Consider the following 13,570-nt stretch of genomic DNA (forward strand, 5'->3'; position numbering starts at 1 on the left):
GCACACGGGCGATGTAGGGACGGTTAGGAGGCGTGGTTAAGTCCGTCTGAATTTCCACTTGAGCCCCAGCACCACGCCGCTCAGCACCAGGCAGACGATATTCGACACCGTCACCGGCCAGCTGTGCAGCAAAACGCCGTAGGTGGTCCACAACGCGAAGCCGGTGACCGTCAGCAACCACATGCGCAGCGACACCGAGGACGCGTCACGCTCCTGCCAGATCTTGAGGATCTGCGGCGTGAAACTGGTCATCGAGCAGAGGGCCGCCGCCGTACCGATCGCGTTGACCCACAGCGGATTCACGCCGTGCGCGGCATGTCGTTGAGGCCCCAGCGGTCGGCCCAGGCCGGAGCCAGCTGCAGGCCGGCCGGCGGCAGTCCGGGCGCGTGTCCGACGCGCAGGCATGTGTCGAGATAGCGCAGCGCCATCTTCACGCCGTGCTCGGAATAGGGTTTGCCGATCACGCCACAGGCGCCGGCGAAGTCCTCGGGCAGGCGCTTGACGTTGGCGGTCATGAACAGGGCCACGCCGCCGCAATCGTTGGCGATAGCGCGGGCCACGTCGATGCCGGTCGGACCGTCGCGCAGGTGCACGTCGACCAGCGCCAGATCGGGCCGAAGCCGCGACGCCAGGGCGATCGCCTCGTCGGAGCTCATGGCGTGCCCCACGTCGCGGCAGCCGACCTCTTCGACGAGAAAGCTGAGCTCCACCGCGAGCAACACTTCGTCCTCGACGATGAGGACGTTCAGGGGATCGATCTTCTCCATAACACTAAGCTCAATGTTTCCCGTTCACGGGCAGTCGTATCACTGTCTTCACGCCAGGATTGGCGTCACTGGTCTCGCAGTCGGCGCGAAGCTGCTCGCAGAGCAGGGTCACGATAGTCTGGCCAAACCCCGGCCGGATGCCGGGAGTCCCCACACCAACGCCGTCATCGGCGATTTCGATCCGGAAATAGCCGTCCTCGCGCTTCACGGAGATGGCGATCCGGCCCGCGCGCCCGTTCGGGAAGGCGTGGCGGATCGAATTTCCCAGCAGTTCGCTGAACAGCAGCGCCAGCGGCGCGGCCTTGGCGGCGGGAATGTCGACCCGCTCCAGATCGAGATCGGCGGTGATGTCGAGACGACCCGACGCGCCGATGGCGTCGCTGACCAGGTCGCTGACGAAGGCGGCCACGTCGAACCGTTCGATGTCGTCGCTCTGGAACAGGCGGCGATGCACGGTGGCCACCGCGTTGATCCGTTCCAGCACGCCGCGCAACGTCGAGCGGACCATCGGATCCTCGGTGCGCCGGGTCTGCAGCAGCAGCATCGAGGAGATGAGCTGCAGGTTGTTCTTCACCCGGTGATCGACCTCGTGCAGCAGCGCGGTCTTCTGCTCGAGCGCCACCTGCAGGTCGTGGGTGCGGGCTTCGACCGCCGCCTGGAGGTCATCGCGCCGCTCGACCAGCGCCAGCTCGGTCGACTTGCGGCTGGTGACGTCCACCTGCGAGCCGAAGAAATAGATGATGGCGCCGTTGTGGTCGCGCACCGGGCTGACGAACAGGGCGTTCCAGAACGGAGTGCCGTCCTTGCGGTAGTTGAGCAGCTCGGCCGAGACGTCCTCCCCGGCCTTGACCGCCGCGCCGATCCGCTCAACCTCCTCGGCGCTGGTGCCCGCGCCCTGCAGGAAGCGGCAGTTGCGACCGATGATCTCGTCGCGATCGTAGCCTGTCAGCGCGAGGAAGGCGTCGTTGACGAAGATGATCGGGTGATCGGGCTGGCGCGCGTCGGTGACGAGCATCGACATCCGGGTGGCGCGAACCGCGGCGGCGAACGGATCATCCGGACCATGATTGGCGGATAGCTCTTCACCCGCGCGCAGCGACGCCAAATGCACTTCTCTCATCCAGACAGTCGCTCCGACGCCACGCCCTCGGGCTGCAAACGTCAAAAGCCACCGCCGGGTTCCCCCGACGGTGGCTCATGGCGCGTCCGGCGCGGTCGGCCGATCAGCCGCCGGGGCGGTAGATGCGGTCGAACACGCCGCCGTCGGCGAAGTGGGTCTTCTGGGCCTTGGTCCAGCCGCCGAAGGTGTCGTCGACGGTGACCAGCGGGATCTTCCTGAACTTGGAAGCGTACTTGGCGGCCGCCTGCGGGTTGCGCGGCCGGTAGTGGTTCTTGCCGATCAGGTCCTGGGCCAGCGGGCTGTAAAGGAAGTTCAGGTAGCCCTCGGCCACGGTGCGGGTCTTCTTGCGGTCGACGACCTTGTCGACCAGCGCCACCGGCGGCTCCGCGAGGATCGACACCGACGGATAGACGATATCGAACTTCGGACCGAACTCCTCGCTGGCGAGGAAGGCCTCGTTCTCCCACGCCAGCAACACGTCGCCGATGCCGCGCTGGGCGAAGGTCGTCGTCGAGCCGCGCGCGCCGGTGTCAAGCACCGGCACATGGCTGTAAAGCTGCTTGACGAAGGCTTCCGCCGTGGCCGGCGAGCCGCCCGGCTGGCGCAGCGCCCAGGCCCAGGCGGCCAGGTAGTTCCAGCGCGCGCCGCCCGAGGTCTTCGGGTTGGGCGTGATGACGTCGATGCCGGGTTTGATCAGGTCGCCCCAGTCGCGGATCTTCCACGGATTGCCCTTGCGGACGAGGAAGACGATCGTCGAGGTGTAGGGCGTGGAGTTGTTGGGCAGGCGCGACTGCCAGTTGGCCGGCAGGACCCTGGCGCGGGCGGCGATCTCGTCGATGTCATAGGCCAGCGCCAGGGTGACCACATCGGCCTGCAGCCCGTCGATCACCGCGCGGGCCTGCTTGCCCGACCCGCCGTGGCTTTGCTGGATGGTGATGACCTGGCCGGTCTTCGCCTTCCAGTAGGCGGCGTAGGCCGCGTTGATGTCCTTGTAGAGCTCCCGGGTCGGGTCATAGCTGACGTTGAGCAGGGTAAGCGGCTTGGCCTGGGCCTGGGCGGCCCCGACGCCGATCGCGGCCACGGCCGGGACCGACAGCCCTGCGGCGACGACGCCGCGGCGGGAAGGATTGTGAGGGGTGGTGGTCATGTCTGGAATCTCCAGCGTCGGCGGCTCTCGCCGCCTAACGCGTCAGAAGGCGTATTGGGTGCGGAAGGAGAAGATTTCGAGGTCCTGGCCGACCTGGGCGTTCAGCGCGGGCGTGGAGCCGGCCAGGAAGGCCGTTCCGCCCGGCGAGCGCCGGTCCACGGAGACGTTGCGGTAGGCGGCCTGCAACGTGACGCCGTTGTTGACGTACCAGTTCACGCCCACCGAGAAGATGTCCTGCTCGCCGCCACGGATCGAACCGGCCGCCGGCAGGGCGTTCTCCAGATAGTTCAGGTCCAGGGTCGAGTAGCGGACCGCCAGTTCCCAGGCGCCCCAGGTCCCTTCCTTCAGGTTGAAGGGCTTGAGGGGTTTGGGGCCGTCAAAGCCGGACGTGGCGGTGCTGTAGCGACGGCTTTCGCCGGTCAGGATCCAGCTGCCCTGGACATACCAGCCGTTGAACTCGGGGTCGGGTAGCGCGCTCTTGCGCCGCTCGATGCCGATGTCGAAGTACTCGGCCTGGACGTAGAAGTTCTTGTACAGGGCGCCGAATTCCGCGCCGAGCGAGGTCAGGCTGTCGGCGTCGATGTTGCCCGTATCGACCAGGCGCGTGCCGTCGACGCGCAGTTCCGGCCGGTCGCGCAGGCGCAGGTTGGACACCGCGCCGCCGGGAACGCCGGGCCCGCCCGCCGCGGGACTGAGCACCAGGGTGGTGTTCAGGCCGACATGGATCAGGGCGTCGGTGCGCTTGAACGGCACATAGGCGAAGCGGCCGACAAAGCCGACCTGCTCGTCGAAGGTCGTCGTTCCGATGACATTGCCGGTGACGGCGGCGCTGAAGTTCCAGCGCTCGCCGTTGCCGAGCAGGGCGACCGCGGTGCGGCCGTCGCCGCCGGCGATGCCGCGAACCGTTTCGGCGACCGAGGCGCGTTCCGCGAACAGGGCGCTGGCGTTGGAGGCGGCGTCTTCCAGGCCGGTGACCGGCGGGAAGGCGCCGACGCGGACTTTCACCGGGCCCAGGCCGTTGTACTGCAGCCAGGCGGAGGTGATCTTGCCGCCCTCCTCGACCCCGGAGCCGCCGAAGTCGTAGAGGAAGTTGTACTCGAAATCGCCGAACGCCTTGCCCTCGACGCCGATGCGCACGCGGCGGAAGTTGAAGCCGTCGTTGAGGTCGCGGGCGTGATCATTCTCGGTCGCGTCGCCGAACGAGCCGCGGCGGAGATCGGTCGCCAGCGGGCCCGGGTCGTCCTGGGAATAGAGGGCGCCATCGAGCTGGAACACGCCCCGGAACGAGGCGGTGAAGTTCCCGTCGCCGCTGGCGATGGTCGGGCGGCCGTTGGCGATGCTGACGGTCGTCGCCTGCTGCTGCTGGCGGACCTGGCCGACGCTGGCGGCGGTGGAGGCCTTCAGGTCGGCGAGCTGTTCCTGCAGTTCGGCGAGCGACGCCTCGAGGCGGGCGATGCGGGCCTCAGGCGATTCAGCCGCGTCCTGCGCGTGGGCGACGCCGCCCATGCAGGCGATCGCGACACTGGCCAGAAGCGCGGTGCGGAATATTCCACGGGTGGCGGTCATGATGTCCCCTCAGTCCGCCGGCGATCCCGGCGTGAACGATGGGCAATCAATCAGTTAAAACCTATCGGGCCAATAGAGTTTTAATTCCGGCCGCATCAGGGATTCTTACGCCACTGGGAAAGCTGTTTTGTTTCAGTGGATTGAACAGGATCGCGCCGCCGGACGCCGAGGGCGTCCGGCGGCTGCGTCCTAGAACATCATCCGGCCGGCGATCTGCAGGTTGTAGATGTCCTGCCCGTCGGTGGCTTCGTACTCGCCCTCGATCGCGACGTAGGACATCGGCGTGCCGGCCTTCAGCGAAAGACCGATGATCGCCGCGCCGTCACCCGCCGCGTCAGGCTGCAGGGCGACCCACTGACCGTTCTTGAAGCGGAACTGGGTCACACCGATCTCGCCGCCGAGACGCGCGCGATAGCCCAGGCGCAGCTCGGGACGCCACCACAGTTCGCGCCCGAAGGTGGCGCCGAAGGCGACTTCCGCCGTGCCCGAAAGACGGCTGCTGTCGCGGCCCTCGATGAACAGGTTGAAGGCGTCCTGGCCGCCGGTCTCCTGGCGCGAGCCTTCGCTCAGGTAGAGGTAGTCGACGCTGAGCAGCGGCCGCACGTACATCACGCCGATGTTGGCTTCGTAGGCGGCGCTGATGCTGGCGAGGCCCGTGAAGCCGTTCCAGCCGGCGTCGGCCTGACGGATCAGGCTGTCGGTCGGCGAGATGAACATGCGGTCGCTGTCGAACCAGGCGTAGCCGGCGCTGCCGCGCGCGCTGAACAGCCAGTTGTTCACCGACCGGCGCCAGTAGATGCCGGCTTCCAGCAGGGACGCGCTGGTGTGCTCGCCGATCTTGGCGATGTCGTCCTTTTCCTCGGACGTCACGAAGGCCAGGGTCGCGCCCAGGGCGCCGCCATCGGCGCCCATGCTTTCGTAGCCGCCGACAAAGCCGAAGGCCTGGGTGTTGGAGCCGACGCTGGCGCCGGCCTCACGCATCACGCCGACATTGATCTCCTGCATCCAGAAGCTGTCGGGGCCGTAGCGCTGCTTCGGATCGGGCCGGGTCGCCGTCAGACGCGAGATCGTGCTGGTGATCGAATCCAGCGACGAGAAGATGCCTTCGCCCTGGTCGGGCAGCATCTGGTCGTACAGGGCGAGGAACTCCTTGCGGGTCTCCGCGCCGAGGAAGGCGTTGAGCACGCCGCTGTCGTTGCTGATCGCGCTGTAGACCGCGTTCAGCGCGAGGGACTGGTTGGCGTTGAGGCTCATCTCCGCGGCCGTGCGGCGGCGCAGGACGAGATTGACCTCGCCGGCCGCGGCGTCCGTCTGGACGGAGGCCACCGCGACGTACGGAGCGCTGCCGAGAAGGGCGCCGTCGATCGTGCCCGCGGTCAGGCCGCCGGGCGTGTCGGTCTTGATGATGGTGAAGGACTGGGTGGTCGACCCGACCATGCTGGTCAGGTTCAGGCCGATCTTGGCGCCGGTCGCGATGTTGGCGGTCGCGACCGTAAGCTGGGTGGCCTTGACCGCTCCGGACGCGGCGGGATCCGCCGTGACGATCAGCGTGGCCTTGGACGACAGGTTCACGCTGGTCGCGTCGATCACGCCGGTGTTGTTCAGCTGCATCGCGCCGTTGACGACGTTGATCGACAGCTGGCCGTCGGAATCGCTGATCGAGCCCGCGTAGCCGGCGACCCACGAGCCCTGGCCGATCGTGAAGACGTCCGCGCCCGCGCCGAAGGAGATGTCGCCGTCGATCGTGCCGTTCTGCAGGTTGATCGTGTCGGCGCCCGACCCCAGCCGGATGTCGCCGCGGATGACAGCTTCCTGCGCGTCCGGCGCGCCGTCGCCATCGACGTCGAGATTGTTGACCGTGTCGGCGGTGTCGAGAATGCCGTCGTTGTCGTCGTCGGTGTCGTCGGCGTTGACGATGCCGTCGCCGTCGATGTCCTTGTCGACCGTATCGGCCACGCCGTCACCGTCGGAATCACCCGTCGGCGAGTACTGGACGATCGTCACGCCGGTGGTGTTGGCGCTGAGGTCGAGAGCGATCGTCTTGCCGAGGATGATTTCGTTCGAGGCGTCGGTGTCGGAATCGTCGGTGTCCGATTCGTCGTCCGTCGGAATGATGGCCGCGCTGATCACGCCGCTGTTGACCACGGAGGTGATCCCGCCGCTGCCGTCCCAGACCGCGACCGAATTGCTGTTCTCACCCGCGACCGAGGTCGAGATGGTGCCCGAGTTCGTCAGGCTGTTGATGGTCGCGCCCGGGTCGATCCGGACGCCGAAGACGTTGAAGGAGTCTTCGCCGGCGGGATGGGCGACGGTCGGCAGCGGCGCCGACGTCGCGGTCATGCCGGCGAAGATCACGCCCGCGTTGTTGATCGTCGCGACGTTCGCGCCATTGGCCAGGTGAACCGCCTGGAGCTGGGCGTTGTAACCGCTCGCGGTGACGCTGCCGTTGATCAGCATGCCGCCGGTCAGGACGGTCGCGAAACCGCCCGTACCGCCGATCCTGATGCCCGTGGCGGACATGTCGTCATAGACGCCGTTGCCGGCGACGTTGCCGGAGACGATCAGGCCGTAGTTGAGGCTGCCCGGTCCGACCGCGCCGATCGTGATGGCGCTGGTGTTGGAGCCGATCAGAAGCGCCGGCGCCGATCCGGCGACCGAGATGTTGCCGCTGCCTTCGGCCGAGTCGATGATTCCGTCGCCGTCCGTGTCGCCGTCGATCAGGCCGTCGCCGTTGTCGTCGGGATCGTCGGCGTCGAGGATGCCGTCGTTGTCGTCGTCGGTGTCGCTCGCGTTGGCGATGCCGTCGTTGTCGTAGTCGTCGTCCTTGATGCCGTCGCCGTTGGCGTCGGTATCGGTCGTGTCGAGGATGCCGTCGTTGTCGTCGTCCGTATCGGAGGAATCGACCCAGCCGTCATTGTCGTTGTCGACGTCCGCGACCGGCGCGGTCGCGACGTTGACGCCGCCCGTGACGCTGGCGGTGATGCGAACGGCCGAACCACCCTGGAGCAGGTCGTCGGCGTCCAGCCCGTCACGGGCGGTCGCGCTGGCGGGGCGGGAGGCGTAGCGGTAGCCGGTGCTGCTGATCGCGCCCTGGATCTGCAGGGGGCCGGTGACCGAGCCGTCGACGGCGACGCCCACGGCGTTCTGCCCCTGGGCGGTCACGCTGCCGGCGATCCGCACGTTGCCGGTCACAGGACCGGACAGCTGGATGCCGTAGGTGTTGTTGCCGACGATGCTGACGGAGCCGTTGTTGGTGAAATTGCCGACCAGGCCGCTCTGCAGGCTGATGCCCCAGGAGTCGTTGCCCTCGACCGTGATGAGGCCGCCGACGTCGTTGAGCATGTTGCCCGTGACGGTCGTTCCGGTGCTGCCGATCAGGACCCCGTAGCGGCCGGAGCCCGTGGCGAAGGCGCCGTCAATGTCGCCGTCCTTGTCGGTGTCATTGGCCGAGGCCGTCTGGTCCCACGAGTCGTTGACCGTGATCTGGCCGGTGTTGGTGAACGTCGTGGTGACGCCACCGTTGATCTGGACGCCGATCGAGCCGTTCACGTCCTTGGACGCGATCTCACCCTTGTTGTTCAGGGTGTTGTTCGAATTGACCGTGACGATCGGCCCGGCCGACGCCGTCGACGGAAGGATCACGCTGGCGCCGGCGGCGACAATGATGTTGTCGGCGGCCCCGCTGTTGATCGTCCCCGTCGCGACCGGCGCCGTGCGCTTGTCGGAAATCGTGGTGTCGGCCATCGCCTGGCCCGCGAGGAGCAACAGGGGGGCCACGGCGACGGTGGCGACCAAACGCTTGCGAAACATGAACAGAGAACCCCGGACCTTATACGGCGACACGTTCGTCCCCTCCCGATGCGGCGAAATTGCGTCAGCCGTCATGAACCATCCCCAGGAACCCCGCCTCGTCTATCGCAAGGCCTGCAAGGGCGCCATATCTCGCCGCACCTTAGACCGTTGAAAAAATTGAATCGAGGCTTTCGCGCCATGCCCCCCGAAGAAGAGGTCAGGATGCATCGGCCGACCTTGCTGGCGGGCGGCGTCGCCGCCGCCACGCCGCTGGTTCTGGCCGGTCTCGGCCAGGCGCAGCTGGGCCCGGCGGTCCTGGCGGCGGTGGTCGCGGGCGGGGCCGGACTGGCCCTGGCGCGGCGGTCCGTCCCGCCGTCCGCGCCGCTTCCGACGGTCGCGCCGGCCGGTGCGGCCGTCGATCCGATTCCCTACGCCGCGATCATCGAGTCACTCGAGGATCCGCTGATGGTCATCGCCGGCGGCGCGCCGGGCGACACCGCCGGACACCGGCTTGTGTTCGCCAACCTGGCCGCGCGGACCCTGTTCCGCATCCTGCGCCGCGACGCCCTGCTGATCACCGTGATCCGCAATCCGCAGGTCATCGAACTGGTGGACGAGGCGCTGATCGGCGGCATCTCGGGTCATACGGCGTTCGAGGCCGGTGGGGCCCACGACCGGACCTGGACCGTTGTGGCCCGACCGCTGGTCGCCGAGTCCGGCGGCGCGCCGCTGGCGCTCGTCGTGCTGCGCGACCAGACCGACCTGCGCCGGGCCGAACGCATGCGCGCCGACTTCCTGGCCAACGCCAGCCATGAACTGCGCACGCCGCTGGCCTCACTGACCGGCTTCATCGAGACCCTGCGCGGGCCGGCCCGCGACGACGTCGTCGCGCGCGACAAGTTCCTCGGCATCATGCACACCCAGGCCGAGCGGATGGCGCGGCTGATCGACGATCTGATGAGCCTGTCGCGCATCGAGCTGAACGAGCACATCGCGCCGCAGGGCCGGGTGGACCTGGCCCTGGCGGTCACGGACGTGGCGGACGCCATGACGCCCGTCGTCCGCGACAGGGGCGTGCGAATTGAATGGACCGCACAGCCCACCGGCCCGGCGATCGTCGAAGGCGACCGCGACCAGATCATCCAGGTGGTCCAGAACCTGATCGACAACGCGGTGAAGTACTCCGCGCGCGACGGGGCGGTGCGTGTCGAGGTGACGGCGCCCGTGTCCGGCGATCCGCCGCCGGCGCGTGATCCGGAGGCCGCCGCCCTGACGCTGCTCGCGCCCGATCATCGGCCGGGCGAACTCTACGCCCTGCTGCGGGTCGCCGATGCAGGCCCCGGCATGCCCCGCGACGCCCTGCCCCGGCTGACCGAGCGCTTCTATCGCGTCGAGGGCCAGAAGAGCGGCGACAAGACGGGCACGGGCCTCGGGCTCGCCATCGTCAAACACATCGTCAACCGCCATCGCGGCGGCGTCTCCGTGGAAAGCGCGCAGGGTCGCGGCGCCGCCTTTTCCGTCTGGCTTCCGCTGGCGGCGACCGCCGGGACCGTGGAGCCGGAGGCTGTCGCGAAACTGTCATAGAAGTGTCGCATAGGGGCAGCATCGGCCGGGCAGTTTCCGGCCGTTCCCCGCCGCCCCGCACTTCGGACCCGCGATGACCGTCTTGATCGCCCTGGCCCTGCTCGCCGCCTTCTCCGCCGGCGTGTACCTGATCGGCCGGCGCCGCGCCGTGGCGCTGTCCGGCGGCAAATCCGCCAGCCTGCACTCCCTGCCCGGCTATCACGGGACCTGGGTGGCCCTGTGGGCCGGCGTGCCGGCCGCGCTGATCGTCATCCTGTTCGCCATCTTCGGAAACCGGCTCGAGGACGCCGCGCTGCGCATCCATGTGCCGCCCGCCGTGGCCGCGCTGGACGCCGAACGTCAGGAAGTCTTCTGGAGCGACGCCGGCTCGGCCGCCCGCGGCCAGACCCGCAGCGAGATCACCTACGAGGGCGAGCTCAAGGCCGCCCTCGACGCCAAGGCCGCTGAAGGCCGCAGCATCGACGCCATCGGTCTGGCCAGCGTGCTCGGCCTGTCGGGCGTGCTGGCGCTGTGCGGCCTGCTGCTGGCCTATCCGCGGCTGTCGAAGGACTTCCGCGCCCGCAACCGGGTCGAGGGCTGGACCAACGTCCTGCTGATCGCCTGTTCGACGCTCGCGGTCCTGACCACGCTCGGCATCATCATGTCGCTGGCGCTGGAAAGCGTGCGCTTCTTCCAGGCTGTGTCGCCGCTGGAGTTCCTGACCGGAACCCACTGGGACCCGCACATGGCCCTTCGGCCCGACCAGGTCGCCTCGTCGGGCGGCTTCGGGGCCCTGCCGGTGTTCGCCGGCACCTTCCTGATCATGCTCATCGCCATGGTGGTCGCCGCGCCGATCGGCCTCTACTCGGCGATCTACCTGTCCGAATACGCCGGTCCCGCGGCCCGGGCGACGATCAAGCCGCTCCTGGAAGTTCTCGCCGGCGTGCCGACCGTGGTCTACGGCTTCTTCGCCGCCCTGACCGTCGGCCCGGTGTTCCGCGCCTTCTTCAACTGGATCGGATCCCTGCTCGTGGGCGGGCCGATGGACTCGCTCGGCCAGTACCTGGCCGGCGTCCAGAACCAGATGGCGCTGACCGCGGGCGTGGTCATGGGCATCATGCTGATCCCCTTCGTCTCCTCGCTGTCGGACGACATCATCAACGCCGTGCCGCAGACGCTGCGCGACGGCAGCTACGCGATGGGCGCCACCCGGTCCGAAACCGTGAAGCGGGTCATCCTGCCGGCCGCGCTGCCGGGCGTCGTCGCGGCGCTGATGCTGGCGGTGTCCCGCGCCATCGGCGAGACCATGATCGTCACCATGGCCGCCGGCGCCCAGGCCAACCTGACCGCCAATCCGCTGGAGACGGTCACCACCGTCACCTACCAGATCGTCTCGCTGCTGACCGGCGACTCGGCCTTCGACACCCCGACCACGCTGTCCGCCTTCGGTCTGGGCCTCACCCTCTTTGTCGTCACCCTGGCGCTGAACGTGATCGCGCTCGGCATCGTGCAGAAATATCGCGAACAGTATGACTGACGCCGCCACCACCCACCTGAAGAAGCGGCACGCCGCCGAGGCCCGCTTCCGGCTCTATGGCCAGATGGCCATCGTGGTCGCCCTCGCCTTCCTGTCGATCCTGCTCGTGCGGATCGGCATGCAGGGCTACTCGACCTTCACCACCAACACGGTTTCGCTGCCCGTCTATCTCGACCCGGCGCGCATCGACCGCGCCGACCTAGAGGGCTCCAACTACGACTACGTCGTGGCGCTCTCGCTGCTGAAGCGGATGGGCGAGACCGAGGACGAGTTCGGGACCAACTCCGGCGACGCCATGGCGCTGGTCAGCCGCGACCTGGGCTTCCAGATCCTCGACAGGGTCAAGGCCGACCCGAACCTGATCGGCAAGACCATCACCGTGACCGGCCCGGTCAAGGCCGACGCGGACCTCTACTACAAGGGCGAGCTCAAGCGCTCGATCGACGAGGCCGATCGCAAGCTCAACAATCGCCAGCTGGACTGGCTCGACCGGCTGAAGAAGAGCGGCGCCGTGACCAGCGGCTTCAACGTCGGCTTCTTCACCCACGCCGACTCCACCGAACCCGAACAGGCCGGCATCCTGGGGGCCGTGATCGGCTCGGCCATGATGCTGCTGGTGACCGCCCTGATCGCCGTGCCGATGGGCGTGATGGCCGCCGTCTGGCTCGAGGAGTTCGCGCCCCGCAACCGCTGGACCTACCTCATCGAGGTCAACATCAACAACCTCGCGGCCGTGCCGTCGATCGTCTACGGCCTGCTCGGCCTGGCGGTGTTCGTGAACTGGTTCGGCGCCCCCCGCGGCGCGCCGCTGACCGGCGGCCTGGTGCTGGCCCTGATGGCCCTGCCGACCGTGATCATCGCCACCCGCTCGGCGCTGAAAGCCGTGCCGCCCTCGATCCGCGAAGCGGCCTGGGGCGTGGGGGCCTCGCGCACCCAGACCGTGTTCCACCACGTCCTGCCCCAGGCCATGCCCGGCGTCATGACGGGGACCATCCTCTCCCTCGCCCACGCGCTGGGCGAGACCGCGCCCCTGCTGATGATCGGCATGATCGCCTTCAACCCCGGCCTGCCCCAGGGCTTCACCAGTTCCGCCAGCGTGCTGCCGGTCCAGGTCTACATCTGGGAAAACGCCTCCGAACGCGCTTTCCACGAGCGCACCGCCGCAGCCATCATCGTGCTGCTGGTCTTCATGATCGCGATGAACGCGGCCGCCGTGATCCTGCGCCGCCGCTTCGAGCGCAGATGGTAGCCCCCATGACCGCCCAACCGCCCCTGATCCGCACCGCCGCGCCGCACACGCACAACGCCGCGCCCGTCAATCCGCCCAAGATCCTGGTGCGGGACGTAAGCGTCTTCTACGGCCCCAAACAGGCCCTGTTCGACGTGACGCTCGACATCCCGGGCAAGGCCGTCACGGCCTTCATCGGTCCGTCCGGCTGCGGCAAGTCGACCTTCCTGCGCTGCATCAACCGGATGAACGACACCATCCCGGGCTGCCGCGTCGACGGCCGCATCGAGATGGACGGCGAGAACGTCAACGACAGCCACATCGACCCGGTGGTGCTGCGCGCCAAGGTCGGGATGGTGTTCCAGAAGCCCAACCCGTTCCCCAAGTCGATCTTCGAGAATGTCGCCTACGGCCCGCGCATCCACGGCATCGCCACCAGCAAGACCGACCTGGAAGGCATCGTCGAGGCGTCGCTGAAGAAGGCCGGCCTGTGGGCCGAGGTGTCCGACCGCCTGCACCAGCCGGGCACCGGCCTGTCGGGCGGCCAGCAGCAGCGTCTGGTCATCGCCCGCGCCATCGCCGTCAGCCCGGAAGTGATCCTGATGGACGAGCCCTGCTCGGCGCTCGACCCGATCGCCACGGCCAAGATCGAGGAACTGATCGACGAACTGCGGCAGCAGTACTGTATCGTCATCGTCACCCACTCGATGGCCCAGGCGGCCCGGGTCTCGCAGCGCACGGCCTTCTTCCACATGGGCAAGCTGATCGAGACCGGTTCGACCGAAGAGATCTTCACCAATCCGCGCGAGTCGCGGACCCAGGACTACATCACCGGCCGGATCGGCTGAGG

The 13,570-nt window shown here is 68.1% G+C and carries 10 protein-coding genes; 4 read left to right on the plus strand and 6 right to left on the minus strand.

Annotated features, from left to right (window positions below; genetic code table 11):
- Nucleotides 1–36: 36 nt before the first annotated feature.
- The 6 genes from AC1RN0_RS11855 to AC1RN0_RS11880 all read right to left on the minus strand — a co-directional run bounded on the left by AC1RN0_RS11855 (nucleotide 37) and on the right by AC1RN0_RS11880 (nucleotide 8,410).
- Nucleotides 37–303 carry a SemiSWEET family sugar transporter gene (locus tag AC1RN0_RS11855; protein WP_492787639.1) on the minus strand — a complete coding sequence of 89 codons (267 nt, stop codon included), beginning with the start codon at nucleotides 301–303 and terminating at the stop codon, nucleotides 37–39.
- Nucleotides 300–767 carry a response regulator gene (locus AC1RN0_RS11860; protein ID WP_492787640.1) on the minus strand — a complete coding sequence of 156 codons (468 nt, stop codon included), beginning with the start codon at nucleotides 765–767 and terminating at the stop codon, nucleotides 300–302. The genes AC1RN0_RS11855 and AC1RN0_RS11860 overlap by 4 nt, the downstream gene beginning before the upstream one ends.
- Before the next feature lie 10 nt (nucleotides 768–777).
- Complete coding sequence (locus AC1RN0_RS11865) at nucleotides 778–1,878, minus strand: PAS domain-containing protein (RefSeq protein WP_492787816.1); 1,101 nt, start codon at nucleotides 1,876–1,878, stop codon at nucleotides 778–780.
- A 112-nt stretch (nucleotides 1,879–1,990) separates the two neighbouring features.
- A complete protein-coding gene (locus AC1RN0_RS11870; protein ID WP_492787641.1) occupies nucleotides 1,991–3,034 on the minus strand; it encodes a sulfate ABC transporter substrate-binding protein in 1,044 nt (347 codons plus the stop codon).
- A gap of 42 nt (nucleotides 3,035–3,076) precedes the next feature.
- Complete coding sequence (locus AC1RN0_RS11875; RefSeq protein WP_492787642.1) at nucleotides 3,077–4,600, minus strand: porin; 1,524 nt, start codon at nucleotides 4,598–4,600, stop codon at nucleotides 3,077–3,079.
- Nucleotides 4,601–4,789: 189 nt separating this feature from the next.
- Nucleotides 4,790–8,410 carry an autotransporter domain-containing protein gene (locus AC1RN0_RS11880; RefSeq protein WP_492787643.1) on the minus strand — a complete coding sequence of 1,207 codons (3,621 nt, stop codon included), beginning with the start codon at nucleotides 8,408–8,410 and terminating at the stop codon, nucleotides 4,790–4,792.
- Between the two features lie 204 nt (nucleotides 8,411–8,614).
- Between AC1RN0_RS11880 and AC1RN0_RS11885 the strand changes: the two genes are divergently transcribed.
- The 4 genes from AC1RN0_RS11885 (at nucleotide 8,615) to pstB (ending at nucleotide 13,568) form a co-directional block, all read left to right on the plus strand.
- Nucleotides 8,615–9,976, plus strand: a complete 1,362-nt coding sequence (locus tag AC1RN0_RS11885; RefSeq protein ID WP_492787644.1) for a sensor histidine kinase — start codon at nucleotides 8,615–8,617, stop codon at nucleotides 9,974–9,976.
- Between the two features lie 73 nt (nucleotides 9,977–10,049).
- Complete coding sequence (pstC, locus tag AC1RN0_RS11890) at nucleotides 10,050–11,492, plus strand: phosphate ABC transporter permease subunit PstC (RefSeq protein ID WP_492787645.1); 1,443 nt, start codon at nucleotides 10,050–10,052, stop codon at nucleotides 11,490–11,492.
- Nucleotides 11,485–12,741 carry a phosphate ABC transporter permease PstA gene (pstA, locus tag AC1RN0_RS11895; RefSeq protein WP_492787646.1) on the plus strand — a complete coding sequence of 419 codons (1,257 nt, stop codon included), beginning with the start codon at nucleotides 11,485–11,487 and terminating at the stop codon, nucleotides 12,739–12,741. The genes pstC and pstA overlap by 8 nt, the downstream gene beginning before the upstream one ends.
- Before the next feature lie 5 nt (nucleotides 12,742–12,746).
- Nucleotides 12,747–13,568, plus strand: coding sequence for a phosphate ABC transporter ATP-binding protein PstB (gene pstB, locus AC1RN0_RS11900; RefSeq protein ID WP_492787647.1), 822 nt, complete (start codon nucleotides 12,747–12,749; stop codon nucleotides 13,566–13,568).
- The last annotated feature ends 2 nt before the right edge of the window (nucleotides 13,569–13,570 follow it).

The organism is Caulobacter sp. GW821-FHT12F03 (assembly GCF_058806855.1).